The following is a 19,188-nucleotide window of genomic DNA, read 5'->3' on the forward strand; positions in this document are numbered from 1 at the left end:
TTGGCGCTGGACTAAACAAAGGCCCCCTTTTAGGGGGCTCACACAAAGCCACCTTCTTTAGAAGGTGGTAATTTACTGTGAAGAGTGTTTTCCAATAATTGCTTACTGAGTAAAGTCTTTTTCCTATTGTGAATCAATTCACTCTTTATTCATTCACTTTCCTAGTCATATTTTCCTTCCTATAAATAGCTTCAAACCAGCACGTAACACTTAGAAAACCAAATTCCAACAATACAATCTAACGAAATTATTTATTAAATTATTATTTGTCTCAGATCATGCAAGCCCCATATTTGTCTCGTGCCACAGCTAAGAATTCTGTAAATTCCTTGTCATAAACTGAAACAGTTTCTTTCTTTTTTACATAACATTCGGAGATCCCTATGTTAGAGCTCTTAATTGGCTTAGTGGTTACCATTGCGGTGGGTTACTTTATTGTCAAAGGCTATAAAGCTGCAGGCGTGTTACTGACAGCTGGTATTGCTTTACTTCTTATGACTGGCGTTTTGGGGCACGACGTGCTGCCGTCAAAAATCACCTCAACTGGTAACATGGTGACAGATGCGCTTGAATACGTGAAATACATGCTTCAATACCGCGGTGGCGGTCTTGGTATGCAAATCATGCTGCTTTGTGGTTTTGCGTCATACATGACTCATATCGGCGCGAACAACGTGGTAGTGAAACAGTTCTCTAAACCGCTTTCTGTCATCAAGTCTCCTTACGTCCTTTTGGTAGCGGCTTACATTGTGGCGTGTTTAATGTCTCTTGCGGTAAGTTCTGCAACAGGCCTTGGCGTACTATTAATGGCGACATTATTCCCAATGATGGTCGCGATGGGCATTTCTCGTCCAGCAGCCGTTGCAGTGTGTGCCTCTCCAGCGGCAATCATCCTTTCTCCTACTTCTGGTGATGTTGTTATCGCAGCAGAAAAGTCTGGTTTAGAGCTTGATGTGTTTGCGGTACAAACTGTGTTGCCTGTTTCTATTTGCGCAATCATCGTCATGGCAGCGGCAGCGTTCTTCTGGAACAAATACTTAGATAAGAAAGAAAATACACCAATGGAAAAAATTGATGTATCAGAGATCAAAGCTGACGCACCAGCGTTTTATGCAGCTCTTCCTTTTCTACCTATCATCGGCGTTTTCCTATTCAACGGTCGTACCATTCCAGGACTTAGTCTAGACATCTACACTATTGTGGTTGGTTCGATTTTCCTTGGAGCTCTGATCCATTATGTTGTAAATAAGTTCGATGGTAAGAAATCACTAGAAGATTTAGATTCTTGCTACGCAGGCATGGCTGACGCGTTCAAAGGCGTTGTGATGCTTTTGGTTGCCGCTGGGGTTTTTGCACAAGGTCTGATGTCTATCGGTGCTATCGATAACCTACTTCATCTAGCAGATAATGCTGGTGCAGGCGGCGTTGCTTTAATGCTTATTCTAACTGCATTGACAGTTGCAGCAGCAATTGCAACGGGTTCGGGTAACGCGCCTTTTTATGCGTTCGTGGAGTTAGCACCATCTTTGGCTGCGAAAATGGGATTAAACCCTGCTTTCCTAATTATCCCGATGCTTCAAGCATCAAACCTAGGCCGTACTATCTCACCAGTATCTGGCGTAATCGTTGCGACATCAGGTATGGCAAACATCAGCCCGTTTGAGGTTGTAAAACGCACATCCGTTCCAGTTCTAGCAGGCCTTATCACGGTGATTATTGGTACTATGGTGCTTGTTCCAATGAGTGCCTAACGGTATTGCCACGATCAAACTAAAAGCAATATCCGAACAAAATTACGTTTAATTAAAAACGCCAGCAAATGTGCTGGCGTTTTTTTTATTCTAATGTGTTGATTTACGCTGACTTAAATCGGTCAGGAATCTTAGTGATGCTCTCTCTGTAGCTAAACCATAAGTAGGTAACGGCAAGCGAAAAGAATAAATATGAAAGTGCGAATACGATTGGAGACGTGATTAATTCCGCGGACATTCCCCACATCACACCGACTACGGTTATCGTCAACTTAGAAAGCATACCGCAAATGAGTAGGAATAAAGCAAGCTGTGGAAAGCGCGAGCTGCGAAATGCGAAGAAATAACAGCTACCTACCGCTAAAGAAGCAATAGATAAGCCCAACATAAATGAATGGATGTGGTCTGCTGATGCGATACCAGCGGATACCGAAGCCATGAGTAATAGGAACAGTTTCATAAGTCACCTCACAACAAATCTAAAAAGCATCCCTTCATAAATGAAAACTCATTTTTCACTATATTCTGCGCCTAAAATCAGCAATTACAAGTTACTTTTTTGCTCACTTAATGAACACAAAAGCTAATCAGCTTCAATTATTACAAAAGGTTAACAATTAAAAATTAAGAAACCCTTTGCATCTGATACTTACGACAGTTAGATGATAAATTCGCCATTTTTGTTACAGATGGTTAACATGGAAACATTTTGAAATTTTTTATTTGAAATGTGAACTGTGCACTCAACAGCGTAAAACCTCTCTGTCTTGACTCATCATTCGTTATTAGCGAACAAAAAATATCACTTTTTTACAACGTTCTTACTACATACAAAACCATGAATTCACATCCACTTTTAATGTTGCAAATTATTTTATCAGTAACCGTAAAAAGAGATTCCAATCACATATTTATTGGTTATAATCCGCGCTCATTGCGTTAAACGTTGAAAAACGCAAACTAATTTTGAGAAAAAACATCTTTAAACCAACCTTCTTTGCGGCATTGCCAATAAGAGGAAAAACTGAGAATAAAAATGAGCAAGATTGATAAAGCTATGCGCATCCTGTTAGCAGGGTTCTGTATCAACCTTTGTCTTGGCATCCTGTATGCTTGGAGTGTATTCAACAAGGCACTGGTAACTGAATCAGGCTGGAGTGCTGCAGAAGCTTCTGCACCTTACGCAACTGCAACCATCACTTTCTCTATCTGTCTTCTTATTGCAGGTATTCTTCAAGACCGCATGGGCCCTCGAATGATCCTTATCCTAGGTACTGTTCTTACAGGTCTGGGCATGATCGCTTCTGGCTTTGTTGACACTCCACTCATGCTGAACATTACCTTCGGTGTGATCACAGGTGCAGGTATCGGTTTTGGTTACGCATGCCTATCACCTTCTGCGATGAAGTGGTTCCACGCTTCCAAGAAAGGTATGGTTAACGGCATTATTGCGGCAGGTTTTGGTCTAGCGGCTATTTACCTTGCGCCAGTAACTTCTGCGCTAATAGACAGCATGGGCATTCAAACTAGCTTTATGGTTCTTGGTGTTGGTATCCTAGCGATTGCAGTTCCTCTTGCAGCAACCATCAACAACCCACCAGCAGACTACACACCTGCGGAGCCTAAAGTAAAAGAAGGCCAAGCACCTAAAGCGGTGAAAAAGTCAGATGACTTAACTTGGAAAGCAATGTTGAAAACGCCACAGTTCTACTCTCTATGGATCATGTACGCGTTTGCAGCTTCTGTTGGTCTAATGATCATCGGTAACATCACGACAATCGCAAGCGTTCAAGCAAACTTGCCAAACGCGGTTTACCTAGCGTCTATTCTTGCTGTATTTAACTCTGGCGGTCGTGTTGCCGCGGGTATGCTTGCAGATAAAATCGGCGGTGTTCGTACGCTTCTACTTGCGTTCGTTCTACAAGGCGTAAACATGGTGCTGTTCGCGACGTTCGACTCTGAGTTTACACTGATCATCGGTACAGCAATCGCAGCGGTAGGTTACGGCACACTTCTAGCGGTATTCCCTACTCTAACGGCTGAGTTCTACGGTCTGAAAAACTACGGCACTAACTACGGCGTGCTTTACACAGCATGGGGTATCGGTGGTGCAATCGGCGCAGCGGTTGTTGGTTGCTCGATGACAAATGGCGACGGCTACACCTTGGCTTACACAATTTCTTCAGCAATGATGGCAGTATGTATCGTACTAGCGTTCATCACTAAGCCATTGTCTGAAGCGAAAGTAGCACAGCTAAAAAACGCATAATTGCGAATTGATTTGATAGCAAAAAGGCTTAACCTATGGGTTAAGCCTTTTTTGTTATCGGTCGTTTATGGAAAGCCCTATCGAACTTGCACCAGACTACTATCTAGAGAACTTCTTTAAGCTGACTCATCACGCAGTAACTTGGTACAGCAATTTACTGACCAAGGAAGAACACGCATGGCTTTGCTCGTTTGATTCTTTGAGCAAACACGCCCAGTGCCTTTTGGTACGTTTATACAGCCGAAAGGGATGTTGGTTTCGAAGTGATAAGCTGAGTTATCCAGAAATACCTTCTATCAATGAAGCACTGGCAGAATTGAGTCAACATGAGTTTGTAGCCCTTTCCCCACCCCTTTCTCATCAAGGGTTAGCGGCTAATTTACTGACCAAGCCAGAAATCTCCACGCTTTATCCCGAACTGCCGAAATCACTCAAGAAAGACGCCCTTGTCGAACGTTTGAGTAATGCGGAATTTGATCGTATAGAGCGGCTTGAGTTTACGATCGTCAAACTCAATTCTGCTCATATGATTGACGTGTTACTCACTCTGTTTTTTGCCAACACCCATCAAGACTTAAGTCAGTTTGTGCTTGATGACTTAGGTTTGCATCAGTTCGAGCAATATCAATTGAGTAAAGTGCGCCGTTTCTTTGATTCACGTGAGCAAATAGACCGCTTAATTGAACTGAGCCAGTTGGCCAACCTGTACTGGCAATTTGACCGAAAAGACAAAGCCAATCTCGACTTATTAATTGAGGCAATGCCTCAGCCCGTTAAACACCGTTACGTAGATCGTAAACGCGAGCACATGTTGAATGACATAGCACGTGATTACGAACGGCTTAATGATCTAGAGACCGCCCTATCTCTATTTGGCCAAACTCAACTCACACCGAGCCGAGAACGACGCGCACGTATCTATGACAAATTAAACCATGATGATTTATTTTGTGACATTGTCACAGATATGCTTAACTCACCGATCGATGTGTCTGAGCTCGAAGTTGCACAAAAACTTGAGCAACGGTTAAAACGAAAACAAGGCGAGAAAGTGCCAAGAGTGACGAAGCCAACCTGTACGGAATACCGCCTTGAACTGGATTTATCTCAACAGAGAGTCGAACTCGCCAGCAAAACGTATTTTGAGTCCTTAGGCTGGACTGTATTTTACGCCGAAAATGCACTGCTTAATGCATTACTTGGTCTCACTTTTTGGGATGCGATTTTTGCTCCTATTGAAGGGGCATTCATTAACGCTTATCAACACCGTCCTTTAGATTTATATCACTCGGATTTTGTTACCAAGCGCCAAGCTTTGATAGACACCGCTTTTGCCGAACTAGAAGCGGGCAACACCCAGATGTTATTGACAAAATACGATGAGAAGTTTGGCATCAGTAATCCATTTGTACATTGGAACTTAATAAGTAAAGAGCTACTCGAAACAGCACTCAACACTATCCCAACTAACATGTTGATGGCGCTATTTAAAATACAATTGAGTGACCTAAAGCTTTACCGCAATGGGATGCCGGATCTGATTGCTTTTAAAGGAAACGAGTTCGAATGGATTGAAGTGAAAGGCCCTGGCGATAAACTCCAAGACAACCAATGGCGTTGGATTAAAGAGTTTACTCGCCTTAATGTCCCGTTTGCGGTGTGTTACGTCGCAGCAACTTAACTTACTCTATATAAAGAGCTTGGTGTTTGTTCACTCAAACCGCCCCTCGGTTATCGCCCCTTGCTCTTTTTTCTAAACATTTTTTCGTTTCTTCACGATCGCTTCACGCTTCTTCACACAAAATGCGCTTCTACTCACTAAGTTGATTTGAAGAGGCAAAATAAAATGAACAAAACACTTCTTGCGTTACTTGTTACCTGCTCAGTTTCGGTATCTGCGGCTCCTTATGTAGGTCTGGAATATGGACTAGGCACCACTGACCATGATTTGGAACCTCACTTTTCAACTGACAACGTAACACTCAACCCTGAGCTTGAAGACGGTATTTTCTCAGGCTTTGTCGGTTACGCATTTAATGACAACTGGGCATTGGAACTGGGTTACAGCCAGTTTGACCTTGATGATAGTCGTTCAAAAAACCTAGGTATCAAGTCAATCGATGGCAAAGATTACCATCATGAAATGGATTGGGATGCGTCAATCAAAGCCAAGCAAGTGTCGTTGGCTCCTGTGTTTAACTATGCATTAAATGATAAATGGACAACAAAATTCAAAGCGGGTTTAACTTACACGCAATACGATGCCAAGGTTTCTAAACATCAAGAATACGAACTTGTCACGAACGACGATGTGGAAATGACCAACACGCTTTTCCATAGCGCGGAGAAAAACAACGAGTTAGGCGCAATGTTCTCTGTGGGCGCGGAATACCAAGTGTTGCCAAAGCTCACCATTGGCGCAAACGCTAAATACCAACTAGACAGCTACGCAAACACTGCATCCTTTAACGTAGGCACAACTTATTACTTCTAATATAAGGAGATGATAATGAAAAGAGTATTGTTAACATCCATGCTTGCCCTACTTTCAAGCTCGGCTTTCGCAGCGTTTAATGGTCCAGAAGTCAGTGCAATCAATACGGTGAAAGAGGCGCGCAACGCAACCGACGACAGCGCTGTAGTGCTAACCGGGCATATTGTTCAATCATTTGGTAACGAGACTTACTTGTTCAGAGACAACACTGGTGAGATCGAAGTAGAGATCGACAACGAAGATTGGATGGGTCAAGAAGTGACACCAAAAGATACCGTAATGATTCGAGGAGAGGTTGACTCAGATTGGACAACTACGCAGATAGACGTTGAGACCATTCAAAAACGTTAAGAAGTTGACGATACCTCAACACAAGCAACACAGCCACATTTTAGTGGCTGTGTTAAGCAATAATCATGGAGAACGCTCGTTTAGCTAGTCAAGCAAGGACAATCTTGCGGTACGACTAATCGTATACTCTTAGGCTGAACATCAAATCTAATGGTTCTCGAATGATAGGGTTCTCCATCTAAATTAAGAGGTAATGGATTCGGGAAGTCTATCTCCAACCAGCTTGCTCTTGTGTACTTCACAAACTCTCCTTTCTCACTCGGGTTATTGATCTCGTCGATTACTTTAGGCAGCTCATGAGGTAAAAATGGGCGCACCAATGTTAGATCCATCAGCCCATCATTAATCATCGCTTTTGGAGCTAACTCTTGCCCACCTCCAGCAAGGCGCCCATTACAAAACGCACCGAGCAACATTTCTCCCTGATACGCACCACCTTCAATCGTTATTGTTCCGTCATATGGTTTAAAGCCAAGTGCTTTTACAACACCAGTTAGCGTGTAAGCTCCACCGCCAAGAAAGTTTTTGAGTTCAACAGGCGTTTCTGCTGTAACTTCTGCGCCAAACCCTGCTGTTGCCACGTTAATAAAGCAGCGATCGTTCGCTTTGACGCAATCGACCAAAGCGGACTGCCCCTCAACAGCAAGAGATAAAGACGCCTTAATGGAATTAGGTACTTGAATAGCGGTAGCAAAGTCATTGGCAGTACCAAGGGGAATAATGGCTAACTCAGGGCGTTTTACTTCGTCAATTTGAATAATCGCAGAAGCCGCCTCATTGACAGTCCCATCGCCACCAGCGACAACAATACGTTCAATGCCTTCAGCAACCGCTTCTTTCACTAGCCGCGGCATGTCTTGAGATTCCCACGTCACACGCACCTGTACGTCGATGCCTTTTTCTCTCATTTTCATGATTGCATCTCTTAACTCTGAATTCCCAGCTTTTTTTCCGTTAAGGATGGCACGTATTGTCTTTTTCATTGCACTTCCTATTGGTTGATGACTTTTCCTGCTTGCTTAATCTGTGAACGCAACCACTGATGGGCGCTGTCGTTTGTGCGACTAGGATGCCAGATTGTGCAAAGCTCATACATTTGTTCATCAAATGGCATTGATAAAGATTTAACATGATAGGTGTTATTGAACAAGTTGATCATCGACTCTGGCATTAAACCAATGTATTCACTACCACAAATAATTGGGAGCATTTCTAGTACGCCTGAGGCTCGATACTTAATCTTTCTCTTATCCAAGTCGACAATGTCATCGGCGTTTAACAAGCTCTTACGACTCTGCCACTGCGAAACCACTACGTGTTCTTCTTCAAAAAATTGTTCAGCCGTAATCTCGTCATTCAGGCGTGGATGCGCTTCGCTACATACCACCACCAAACGCTCCGTAAGTACAGTTTCCAGTTTTAGCACCGTTCTTGCTCTTGGTGTGATATCAATGATCAAATCGTATCGTTGTAACCGCAGATCACTTTCAAAATCTTCCGTAAAAAGCGGATGTACTTCTAATGCAACATTTGGCGCCGACACACGGATTTGTTTCATGACTTGAGGTAGCAACTCAAAACTTGCAACGGACACACAGGCAATAGAAAACACTCTATTCGACACTTTAGGGTCAAACTCACTAGAGGCCGATAATGTCGAAGTGAAATTTTGTACTGAAGCTAGAAGAGCAGGATAAATATCCATCGCAAACGAGGTAGGCTCGACACCTTTAACGCAACGATGAAACAATGGATCATCGTAGATATCACGTAGCCTTGCTAGCGCTTTACTCACCGCAGGCTGGGTGATGTTTAAACGCGCCGCCGCCCGAGACAAGTTACGCTCTTCATAGATGGCAGTGAAAATGGGAATAAGATTAAGGTCGGTCGGTTTCATGCTATTAAATTTTTCAAAAGTCACTTTCTCTATTTTAATCTAACAGCATGATCCTTCACGTAGCCAAGTGCAATAAATGGGCGGTATCGCTTGTTTTAATGAGTTTTAACTCAATTTTGACGCACTTCATTCACCACATAAACTGGCACCATAGTGCAACGTAAAGCTTGGATTAGGCTTTGCCTAGGTAAGGGGTAAGAAACTCGCTGACTTCCTCGCCGCATAAACCAGTTTCTACCTCTATACCTGCTTGTTTTAGAATCTCGATACCTCGACCACTGTTGCGTGGGTCGGGGTCCAATATGGCTACGACGACTTTGCTTATGCCGGATTTGACTAATGTCACCGCGCAAGCTGGCGTGCGACCAACAAACGAACACGGTTCCAGCGTAACGTATGCCGTCACCGATTCTAACGAGCCTTGATACGCATTCAGCGCTTCCACTTCCGCGTGATTGCCACCAATCGCTTGAGTATGACCTTCAGAAACGATTTGATTGTCTTTCACTAACACGCAGCCAACCGGCGGGTTGGGTTGACATTCAGGAAGCGCATTTTTGGACACTTCCAATGCGCGGCGCATAAACTCTTGGCTCATTTGAACTCTATTCTCTAATAAAAACGAGGCGCTATATTAGCGCCCCGTTTTATTCATTGCCATCTCTTCCAATGACTTTGTCCAGTTCTGGTAACGCTCGCGGAATACGGAATTTAAAGCGTTTTTGTTTGGTCTGGATTTTGCGCCACATCGACTTCAGTAAATGAGCGCTATTTTCACCATTTTGCATTCGCGACGCACTTTTTTGCCACGATTCACTCGTATCGGCTTTGGTCATTTCTAGCTCGGCCGTATTTAAACGCAATTGTTTGTACAATATGGTCCTTGCTTCAGACCAACGTTTAGCCTTTAACAAACGGTGAAACGTCAGCCATGCTGGTGTCGGTCTGTTGCGGTAGTAACGTTTAATGGCTACCAATGAAATAATCACAAAACCCAGCAACACAAGCGTGGAAACAATCCATTCAAAGTACGTTCTGATGAAGGACTTCAACGTGTGCTTCGCGGCAAAAGTTTTGCCCTCTAACATCACCGTTTCCACTTGCTGAGTCTTACTGTTCCACCAACGGAACTCATAATCCGGCAGGGTTAATTCACCACCTTGTTGAATCACGTACACGCTCTCTTCTGTGCGTGTTGACTGGTAATCACCACGTGTTTGCGTATCTGTCAAACGGTGGGGTTGAGGATATGCTTGATAACGGGTTGTTGATTCTCCTTTCAACAAGTCTGGTAGCAATACAGATAGTGAATCTTGAGCCAAAATGGTGATTTTACGCGTGATTGCATCCCCAACTTTGAGTGACTCAGTGGAGGTTTCCCACTCTTGTTTTACGTCTACGTGCGTTGCAGAAAACCAAGGCGTATCACCGCTCAACAATCCCGATGGCAAGACAGTTTTGAACTTAATCGGCTGCGTATAAAGTGTGCCTGACACCTTCTCGCCATCCGGCGCCGACACCTGAACGCCCACAGCGACAGGTGGAATCACAAAATCACCAGATGCTTGTGGATACAAAGTCACTTCCCAGCGTTGACGCGACCAAGTTTGTCCCTCTTTTTGCTCAGTAAAGTTGGTTGCTAGTTGATTACGTTGTTTGGCGATAACATTGGGTATTTCAATATTGCCAATTCTCGTACCACCCGTAAACCAACGCGGCGTTGCCACTTCGATGGTTAAAATAACTTGCTCATTGACGCTAAAACTTGGTGTTTTACGCTTCTCTCCAGCCGTTGGTTGTTTACCAACCCACGCTTGTAACTCAACACCATGCTTTCGTTGAACGTCACGAATATCTTGAGCCAACACACTACTGCTCAGGAGGAAACCGAAACAGATAACTAACCACAAGGGTAAAGCAAAGTGCGTAAAACGGTGGCTTTTCATCATTGCACCGCCTCCTCTGTATTTTCGTTCGCAGTAGAGGTTGATTCTCCGGTTTCTATTGAACGCAATTGAATCTGAAACTTCGCATTTAAGAAGTATTTAGGATCCGCTTCGACTCGCTTTAACCATTTGTCGGCTAATTCTTGGCTACCTAAGATGTCGTCTGCACTTAACGTCTCTTTAATCATCAACTCCGCTGACGTTTTTTCATCCGCCCCTTCTGCGGTTTGAGGGTTATCGCCTAGCTCGGTTGATGCTTCTTGCTCCGTTCCTACCTGACTCTCACTCATCCGGTTGATGTCCTCTACAATACCACCAATCACTTTCAAGTTATGCTCAACATCCGGTCTTAGCCTCTCGCTCAACGTTGGCTTGTTGGCTAGGGATTTTAACAAGTCACGTGCAGCCAAATATTCACGCTGACGCGCCAATGCACTCGCCGCATTATAAAGACCGTAATCTCGAACCTCTTCGGACGGGTCGTTTTGCATTTCCAAAAACGCGCTGTGCGCGAGCTCAAACTCGCTTGCGTAGTAGTACGCCGTGCCTTTGCGTAATGGATCGACAAAGTGTTTTGCAGCTTCTAAATACGCTTGTTGGTTGAACAAACGCTGTCCTTGTTGGTCTGGCGTCAGCCACAAATCCCACCACCATTGCGCCACCTTGTCGAAAGCCGTCACTTTTTGCACAACTTGTGGCTGCTCGGCTTTAACAGAAATGTTCTCCGCCATTGCACTGGTCGGCATCAACAGTGTACCGCTCATCATTACAATCACGCACCACTGCACTAACCACCCTTTTCTAAACCACAGCATCATGATCAACGCGATTGGAAACAGAAGTTGATAACCCATGTCTTTCCAAGGCATTGAAGATTCGCCATTAAGCTGCATATTGCGCTCAACGTATCGGTTCAGTTGCTCGATATCACTGTTATCGACGGTCACTTCCACCAATCGACCGTTGGTCTGGCTGGCCAGTTTTTGTAGAGAATCCAAATCCATTGGGTTGTTACTCACAATGTCAGCGTTCCCTGCCGCAAGAATTAACAGTTGATAAGGTTTGCCCGAGAAATACGCTTGGTATTGCTCAATCGTGGCCGGGTTCACGCCGTCGCTCACCAACAGAACGGTGGAGCCTGGTTGACCTTGCAATTGCAGATCAATTAACGGCAAGGCTTTTTCGGCAAGCTTACCTTGCACGGGCATAATTTCTGGCGTAATGGCCGCCAAAAATGGGTCAAATACTTTGCTGTCTTGAGTTATAGGCATCGCCACATGAGCACTGCCCGCGAACACGACTAAACCCGTTTTTCCGCCTTTTCGCGCGGCTAATAAATCGCGTATTTTCTGTTTGGAACGCTCAAGGCGGCTTGGTGGGAGATCTTTTTGCAGCATCGAGTCGCTGTTATCAAGCACCACAAGCATAGAGGCTTTATCTTCGCCAAAGGGAGAAGATTCTCGTTGCCACGTTGGGCCTGCACAAACCACAATGGCGATGAACACAATCAGCATCAAGAGCTTAAGCGGCAGTTGCTTACGCCAGCCTCGCTCACCTATCGTCAAAGCATTGCGTAAATGTTCGGGCAGAATATCCTTCCAGCTTGGCTTGCTTTCTTCTCGCCAGCGTAACCACACCAAGAAAAACATGGGGATCAAAGCCAGTAACCACAGTGGTCGAATAAAATGAAACTGCGTAAAGAATTGCGTCCAACTAAGAGAATCAAACATCGCTATCTCCTAATGATGATCGTGTAACAGCCCTTCTTTTGAGTGTTGCGACGCTGAACGCGAGCAAATGCATGATGACCACTAACGCCATCAAGTAATGATGAAGGCTTTGTTTTGGGCGGTATGTGGTGCTTTCGTAAAGTTGAGGTTCCAGTTTGCCAATTTCGTCGTAGGCAGCCGATAGTTCATCACGGTTGAGTGCTTCAAACGCTTCACCGCCGGATTCTTTCGCAATGCGATGAATTGTGTCCATATCCAACGCGGTTTCACCTATCGTTTCCGGATCACCCATCGCAATCACGTGCACTCTCACGCCTTTGGCTTTCGCAACTTTCGCCGCATCAATCGGTTCAACAAAACTGCCCGTGTCGTTACCATCGGTTAATACAATCGCGACTTTTTCACGGTTTTGGTCTTGTTCTAAAGCACCACGCGACTTATCGCTTTGCTCAAAAACTTTAATCGCTAAGCCAATCGCATCACCAAGATGGGTACTCTGCCCTGCCATTGCCACATCGGTTTGGTTAAGCAGTTCGAGCCACACTTTTTGGTCTGCGGTAAATGGCGTTTGCACGAAAGCAGCATCACCAAAAAGCACCAAGCCTAATCGGTCACCTTTACGAGACTGAACAAACTCCGACAGCACTTCTTTTGCCGCATCAAGACGAGAAATTTTTTCGCCTGTACGTGAGGTGAAATCTGGCTCGGCCATGGAGCCCGAAAGATCCACCACCACCATCACATCGCGACCTAAACTCTCGCGAACTTGAGGCTCGCCTAACACGGTGGGTTTTGCCATCGCACACACCACCAAAAGCCATGAGAGAATTAACGTTGCTCGTTGCCACCAACTCGGGGTCAACTGGCTTGCACCTTCTGATGGCGTCTCACCAATCGCTTCCACCAGCTGACTAAAAAACGGCACTTTGATCGCCATTTGCTTAGTGCGATATGCAGGCACCAAGTAGTACACCACCAACGGCAAGGGCAAAACCAGAAACCACATTGGGTGAGCAAATTCAAAACCAGACAAACCAGTTATCGATGCAAGAAGATCATTCATGTTGACCTCCCTGATGTGATTTGCGTTTCAATCGTGGTGATTTCTTTGCCGCGCTTTTTTGAGCATCACCACGGTGTTCACTCACCCAGTTTTTCGCACGAGCAATTAGCGTTACACGATCTTCGTTGGTTAGCGTAACGCTTGGGTCGACAATACTTTGTAGCCAGCGCTTTGAAAGCTCATCGTTAAAGACCACAAGCGAGTTTGCTTGAGAATCTTCGGTTTGCGGATACAGCGCATCGAGCTTGCGCAGAAAGGCGGTATCAAACAATTTCGCGTTGCGGCTATCAATATGAATCAGCACTACTTTAAGCACAGAGAACAATACTTTTGGCATGTCTTTGTCGCTCGATTTGATTTGCGAAATCGCCAGTAGAGCTTCTTTTCGGTAACGATTATGCCACCATTGCCGAGCCAATCGATATACGACATACACCAATGCAATGAGCACAACCGCCGCTAAAATTTTCCAGCCAATAGTTTGCGGGTACCAACTCACGCTGGGTGGTACAGCCACATCATGCAGCTCTCTGAGTATGTAGGTACTCGGAGGCGTAGGAAGATCACTCATTTAACGCCCTCCTACCAGTTTTTGGAATTGTTTAATGTGCTCACCTGTCGTATCGAGTTCGATGTGCGGAAGGTGTTTCATCGCCATAAGTTGAGAGAGTGATTGACGCTGTAAGCTAGTTCGAGCCTCAAGCTTTGCGCTCGCAGCTTCTACCTTTGCTTTGCTATCTAAATTGAGTTGATACTGCCCATCACCAACCACCCATTTCGATTTTGCCAAATCGTCTGGTAGCGCTTGTTCTAATGGGTCACTGACCATCACTGCAAGAACATCGTTGTGCTGTTGTAGCTGTTTAAGGTGATCAAGGTGGTGCTCCTCGCAGTCGCTCCAGTCGCTGATAAAAATCAAAGTGGATTGCTTGAGCTTCATGCGTTTAATAAGCTCAATCCATTGACTGAACGTTACTTTTTCGGAATTGCGGGAGTCCACATTGAGCGATTGATTGGCTTTAGCGAGACGTTTAAGTTGCGCCAGAAGATCGTTTTGCGAACGCTGTGCCTTGCTGTGAAACAACGCCTGCTGGGATGCGATGACAAAACCGACTCGGTCGCCATCTTTTAATACTCGCCACCCACACATCGCTGCGATCTCTGCCGCGACAACTGATTTCATTACTTGCGTCGAAGCAAAAAACATTGTGCTTCTCTGGTCGACACACACGATTACGTTGCGATCTTTTTCTTCTGTATAACTGCGTACATGCGGCTTACCCGTACGCATCGTAACTTTCCAATCAAGGTTACGAATATCGTCACCCAATTGGTAATGGCGCAGCTCTTCGAAGTTCAATCCACGACCGCGAAACAACGAATTGTGTCGGCCAGAGAGTACGCTACCCGTCTTTAGGTGAGGAAGTAAACTGAATGATTCTGCTTGTGCTTGCAGACGTACTAAACGAGCGTAATCGCAGTACAAACGGGGATCCATCCCCTGTGATTTTGGCGCAAGAGTTGGCTTAGCCATAATGCCTCCCACTTACCCAATTTCTACACAATCTAGCAGCTCTTGTACGACTCGTTGATGATCGACCCCATCTGCCAGTGCATCGTAGGTCAAAGAAAAACGGTGGCCCAATACAGACGGAACCATGGCACGCACATCGTCAGGAGTCACATGGTCACGTCCTTGCATCCACGCATACGCACGAGCGCATTTGTCGAGTGCGATGGAAGCACGAGGACTAGAGCCAATCTCAATCCATTTTGCTAAGTTTGAATCGGCATAACGCTCTGGCTTACGAGTCGCCATCACTAACGCAACGATGTAGTTTTCCACTAGGTCCGATACCACGATGTTTGGTAACTGACGGCGCGCTTCTAGCACCACGTCTGGCTCGATGTGTTTTGGCGTAATAATTTCGCTGCTGGTTTCCGCACCCAATTCTTCACTGCGCACCAAACGAATGATGTCACGTTCGGCGTCATCTTCTGGATAATCGACGGTAACCTTCATGATAAAGCGGTCCATTTGCGCTTCTGGCAGCGGGTACGTGCCCTCTTGCTCTACAGGGTTTTGCGTTGCAAGCACCATAAATAAGTCTGGCAATACGTGAGTTTTATCGCCTACCGTTATTGTGCCTTCGGCCATGGCTTCAAGCAGTGCCGCTTGTACTTTGGCTGGTGCACGGTTGACCTCATCAGCAAGTACAATGCTGTTAAAAATTGGCCCTGGCTGAAAATGGAGTTGCGGCTTACCATCCAGCTCTTGATAAACCTCAGTACCCGTCACGTCAGATGGTAAAAGATCCGGCGTAAACTGGATTCGACCAAAACTGGTGTTTAACAAGTTCGCCAAAGATTTTACGGAACGTGTTTTTGCCGTTCCCGGTAAACCTTCTAGCAGAATATGCCCATTTGTTAATAACCCGATGACTAAAGCTCGAACCACGTGGCTTTGTCCAATGACGCTTTTTTCTGTTTGTTCGATGAGTTCTTTTATCGCTTGTTGTGCGTGGTTCATAGGATACCTTTTCAATGGTTTAAGCCGTCTTTTCGATAGTTAAGTATAAGAACAAATGAAATAACTTAAGGTTATATTCACTATGTTATCTTTGCGGTTCTTGAGATTGGAGAAGTTGTGCAAGACCAACCAACATCGGTAACGCATAATCAAAGAACATTTTGATTCCCGAACACAAATAGTTTAGACCACTCTCACCATTCGGCGTTTTGATCAAACGGTTTTTTGGGCACTCACCCCAACAATAAGGCAAGTAAGGGCATTGCTTACAATACGTCGGCAATGAATCGCGTTTTGCCATGCCAAAAGTATATTGTCTTGTAGAGAAGGCCATTTCATTCAGTGAGTGTTCATGAATGTTGGCGAGTTTGTATTCTGGATACACATAGTGGTCGCAACTGAACACGTCGCCATTGTGCTCAATCGCCAACCCTTTGCCACAAAACTCCGCCGTCACGCAAAGCTGAGACGGTTTCCCCATTACTTGCGCCACCGCGGTTTCAAACAGATTAACCAGCACACGGCCAAGATCGTTATTCACCCACTCTTCAAAGGTCGCCATTAAAAAGCGTCCCCAGTCTTCAGGATCGACTGACCAATCCGTTACAATCGACATTGGATGCCCCGGTTTAGCCAGATCACTGCCTTTGGTTGGGATCATCTGTTCGTTCCAAAACTGCGGCGCGGTTGTTTGGAAGTTGTTGGCTTCTACCACCGGCGCAAACTGAATATAAGTCACACCCAATTCTTGGGTTAAAAATCGATATACTTCGAGCGGGTATTTCGCATTGTGACGATTCACCGTGACCAACGCGTTGAATTTCACGCCATGCGCTTTGAGCTTATCTACCGCTTTCATCACGAGATCAAACGTTGGCTTACCGCTGCGGGTTTTGCGATATTTGTCGTGCAGTTCTCGTGGTCCATCAATCGACAAGCCAACTAGGAAGTTGTGCTCTTTTAAAAACGCACACCACTCATCGTTTAGCAAAATGCCGTTGGTCTGAAGGTCGTTTTCAATGCGAACGCCTTTCGGCTGATATTTCTTTTGCAAAGCTACGACATTGCGGAAATAGTCCAACCCAAGCAGCGTCGGCTCCCCGCCCTGCCATGAGAATACAATTTCTTCGCCATCCTGACTTTCGATATAGCTTTTCACGAACGCTTCCAGTGTTGCGTCGTCCATTTTTGGCTGCTTTTCTTGGTGCAGTAGATTTTCTTTATGCAGATAAAAGCAGTACTGACAATCGATGTTGCACTTTGCTCCGCCTGGCTTTGCCATCACATGGAATCGACGGTCATACGCGCCCAGAACAGGCGCTTTAGACGCCGTTTTAAGAGGAACAATAGGCATAGTAGTAGAATGGCGAGGGGAAATCTTACTCATACGTTTCTCACTATTACATATACCCAAATAACCTCGTGAGCGCTGTACAGCAAAAGTGAAGCTATTTGGGTATATAGCGCTCCAAAAAGCGCTATATAATCTTAATTTACTTAGAAGACTTAGGTACGAACGAACCTGCTTCCATACGAGGCGGGAATTCTTTGAATGTACCCATCACCTCTTTCACTGTATCCATTGCTGGCATCATTAAGAATGAACGCTCGTACATCCAACGAGAATAACCCATGCCTTGATCGCCTCGTTCAAATGGATCAATGCTCAAGTCAAAGATCAGTGGCACACGAAGTTTAGTGAACGGCTTACGCCATACATCCATACCCGTTTCATTCTCTTGAATCATAAAGTGGAACTTGTACTTTCCTTGGCGCAATGCCACAAGATCGCCGTCGTCGCTCCAGTAAACGAACTCATTTCGTGCGGATTTGTCTGACTTACCCGTTAAATATGGCAGTTGGTTGTAACCGTCTAGGTGAACTTTGTAGTCCATATCGCCAACTTTTTTGCCTTTTAGTAATTCGTCTTTAACTTTGGTATCACCTGCCGCAGCAACTAGTGTCGGGAAAAAGTCCTCTAATGACATCATGCCGTTGAATGTTTTACCTGCCTCAATTTTTCCAGGCCATTTAATTAACATTGGCACACGGAAACTCCCTTCCCAACCAGTGTTTTTCTCTGAGCGGAACGGTGTCATCCCTGCATCCGGCCACAAATCAACCATAGGGCCGTTGTCAGTGGTGTAAACAATGATTGTATTGTCATCCACACCTAACTCTTTGATCTTGTTAAGTAGCTGACCGATTTGGTCATCGTGCTGCTTAACACCATCCGCGTAGAAACCGGCACCTGTTTTACCTTGGTATTCTTCAGGAACATGCGTGAAGTTGTGCATGCGAGTGGTGTTAAACCAAGTAAAGAACGGCTTGTCCGCTTTTACTTGTTTTTCTATGAAGCTTTTTGCGGCATCAAGAAACTCACCATCAACATTTTCCATACGCTTACGCGTAAGTGGACCGGTATCTTCGATTTTGCCGTCAGCGTAAGAATGGATAACGCCACGAGGGCCAAATTTCTTCTTGAACTCCGGATCTTTAGGGTAATCCACGTTCTCTGGCTCTTCTTCTGCGTTCAAGTGGTATAGGTTGCCGAAGAATTCATCAAAACCGTGGTTGGTAGGAAGATGCTCGTCTCGGTCACCTAAATGGTTCTTACCAAATTGTCCGGTTGCGTAACCCATTTGCTTAAGCACGGTTGCAATCGTCGGATCTTTTTCCGAGATACCTTCCGGAGCGCCTGGTAAGCCCACTTTTGATAGACCTGTACGTTTTGGCATTTGACCAGTGATGAATGCAGAACGGCCTGCTGTCGAGCTTTGCTGTGCGTAGAAGTTAGTGAACTTCGCACCCTCTTTAGCAATGCTATCGATGTTTGGCGTGTTGTACGCCATCATGCCTTGGTTGTAGGTACTAAGGTTCCAGTAACCAACATCATCACCAAAGATGACAAGAATGTTGGGTTTGTCCGCTGCATGTGCAACTGCAGATGCAGCGCCCAAAGCTAACGTACATGCGTTAAGTACGAGTTTTTTACTGCTCGTTTTGGTCGCATTTTTCATATTATCTCCAAGAGTTCGCTAGTGCGTAAAAATGGTATTCGCTTTTCAATACCATTGTTGATATAAGATAAAGCACTAATTTCAGGCGATAAATGCAGTCAAAATTAGTTAACCTATAAATTAAATTTATGAGTGAC

17 protein-coding genes are annotated in these 19,188 nt (G+C 45.1%); 5 read left to right on the forward strand and 12 right to left on the reverse strand.

The window, feature by feature from the left end; all coding sequences use genetic code 11:
* The first annotated feature begins 383 nt into the window (after positions 1 to 383).
* Positions 384 to 1,751, forward strand: a complete 1,368-nt coding sequence (gene dcuC / locus R7190_RS07175; protein WP_005376528.1) for an anaerobic C4-dicarboxylate transporter DcuC — start codon at positions 384 to 386, stop codon at positions 1,749 to 1,751.
* Positions 1,752 to 1,854: 103 nt separating this feature from the next.
* On the opposite strand, the gene R7190_RS07180 is transcribed toward dcuC, so the two are convergent.
* Positions 1,855 to 2,211, reverse strand: a complete 357-nt coding sequence (locus R7190_RS07180) for a hypothetical protein (RefSeq protein ID WP_005376535.1) — start codon at positions 2,209 to 2,211, stop codon at positions 1,855 to 1,857.
* Between the two features lie 576 nt (positions 2,212 to 2,787).
* Between R7190_RS07180 and R7190_RS07185 the strand changes: the two genes are divergently transcribed.
* From R7190_RS07185 to R7190_RS07200, 4 genes are all read left to right on the forward strand, one after another.
* Positions 2,788 to 4,020, forward strand: a complete 1,233-nt coding sequence (locus R7190_RS07185; protein ID WP_186585364.1) for an OFA family MFS transporter — start codon at positions 2,788 to 2,790, stop codon at positions 4,018 to 4,020.
* Between the two features lie 67 nt (positions 4,021 to 4,087).
* Entirely contained in the window at positions 4,088 to 5,701 is a 1,614-nt protein-coding gene (locus tag R7190_RS07190; RefSeq protein WP_186585366.1) for a VRR-NUC domain-containing protein, read from the forward strand.
* Between the two features lie 165 nt (positions 5,702 to 5,866).
* Positions 5,867 to 6,514 (forward strand): AcfA family outer membrane beta-barrel protein, encoded by a 648-nt coding sequence (locus R7190_RS07195; protein ID WP_186585368.1) that lies wholly within the window; start codon positions 5,867 to 5,869, stop codon positions 6,512 to 6,514.
* A gap of 15 nt (positions 6,515 to 6,529) precedes the next feature.
* Positions 6,530 to 6,865: a YgiW/YdeI family stress tolerance OB fold protein gene (locus R7190_RS07200; RefSeq protein WP_186585370.1), complete on the forward strand. Its 336-nt coding sequence runs from the start codon at positions 6,530 to 6,532 to the stop codon at positions 6,863 to 6,865.
* Between the two features lie 80 nt (positions 6,866 to 6,945).
* Here R7190_RS07200 and yegS read toward each other — a convergent pair whose 3' ends face one another.
* The 11 genes from yegS to R7190_RS07255 form a co-directional block, all read right to left on the reverse strand.
* Entirely contained in the window at positions 6,946 to 7,848 is a 903-nt protein-coding gene (gene yegS / locus R7190_RS07205) for a lipid kinase YegS (protein WP_186585371.1), read from the reverse strand.
* An 8-nt stretch (positions 7,849 to 7,856) separates the two neighbouring features.
* The gene (locus R7190_RS07210; RefSeq protein WP_005376541.1) at positions 7,857 to 8,762 is read right to left on the reverse strand and encodes a LysR family transcriptional regulator; all 906 of its coding nucleotides are present in this window, start codon (positions 8,760 to 8,762) and stop codon (positions 7,857 to 7,859) included.
* Positions 8,763 to 8,934: 172 nt separating this feature from the next.
* A complete protein-coding gene (locus tag R7190_RS07215; protein WP_005376542.1) occupies positions 8,935 to 9,360 on the reverse strand; it encodes a bifunctional diaminohydroxyphosphoribosylaminopyrimidine deaminase/5-amino-6-(5-phosphoribosylamino)uracil reductase RibD in 426 nt (141 codons plus the stop codon).
* Positions 9,361 to 9,409: 49 nt separating this feature from the next.
* Positions 9,410 to 10,711, reverse strand: coding sequence for a BatD family protein (locus R7190_RS07220; RefSeq protein WP_033906485.1), 1,302 nt, complete (start codon positions 10,709 to 10,711; stop codon positions 9,410 to 9,412).
* A complete protein-coding gene (locus R7190_RS07225; protein ID WP_186585373.1) occupies positions 10,708 to 12,438 on the reverse strand; it encodes a VWA domain-containing protein in 1,731 nt (576 codons plus the stop codon). The genes R7190_RS07220 and R7190_RS07225 overlap by 4 nt, the downstream gene beginning before the upstream one ends.
* On the reverse strand, positions 12,431 to 13,501 hold the full coding sequence (locus R7190_RS07230; protein WP_104976150.1) for a vWA domain-containing protein: 1,071 nt from the start codon (positions 13,499 to 13,501) through the stop codon (positions 12,431 to 12,433). The genes R7190_RS07225 and R7190_RS07230 overlap by 8 nt, the downstream gene beginning before the upstream one ends.
* On the reverse strand, positions 13,494 to 14,072 hold the full coding sequence (locus R7190_RS07235) for a DUF4381 domain-containing protein (RefSeq protein ID WP_186585375.1): 579 nt from the start codon (positions 14,070 to 14,072) through the stop codon (positions 13,494 to 13,496). Before R7190_RS07235 ends, R7190_RS07230 begins: the two co-directional genes overlap by 8 nt.
* The gene (locus tag R7190_RS07240) at positions 14,073 to 15,035 is read right to left on the reverse strand and encodes a DUF58 domain-containing protein (protein WP_318137533.1); all 963 of its coding nucleotides are present in this window, start codon (positions 15,033 to 15,035) and stop codon (positions 14,073 to 14,075) included.
* A 12-nt stretch (positions 15,036 to 15,047) separates the two neighbouring features.
* Positions 15,048 to 16,031, reverse strand: a complete 984-nt coding sequence (locus R7190_RS07245) for an AAA family ATPase (RefSeq protein ID WP_005376549.1) — start codon at positions 16,029 to 16,031, stop codon at positions 15,048 to 15,050.
* An 85-nt stretch (positions 16,032 to 16,116) separates the two neighbouring features.
* Positions 16,117 to 17,418 (reverse strand): anaerobic sulfatase maturase, encoded by a 1,302-nt coding sequence (locus R7190_RS07250; protein WP_033906479.1) that lies wholly within the window; start codon positions 17,416 to 17,418, stop codon positions 16,117 to 16,119.
* Positions 17,419 to 17,524: 106 nt separating this feature from the next.
* On the reverse strand, positions 17,525 to 19,051 hold the full coding sequence (locus R7190_RS07255) for an arylsulfatase (protein WP_186585377.1): 1,527 nt from the start codon (positions 19,049 to 19,051) through the stop codon (positions 17,525 to 17,527).
* Positions 19,052 to 19,188 lie beyond the last annotated feature (137 nt).

It is taken from the genome of Vibrio sp. 1078-1 (genome assembly GCF_033340475.1).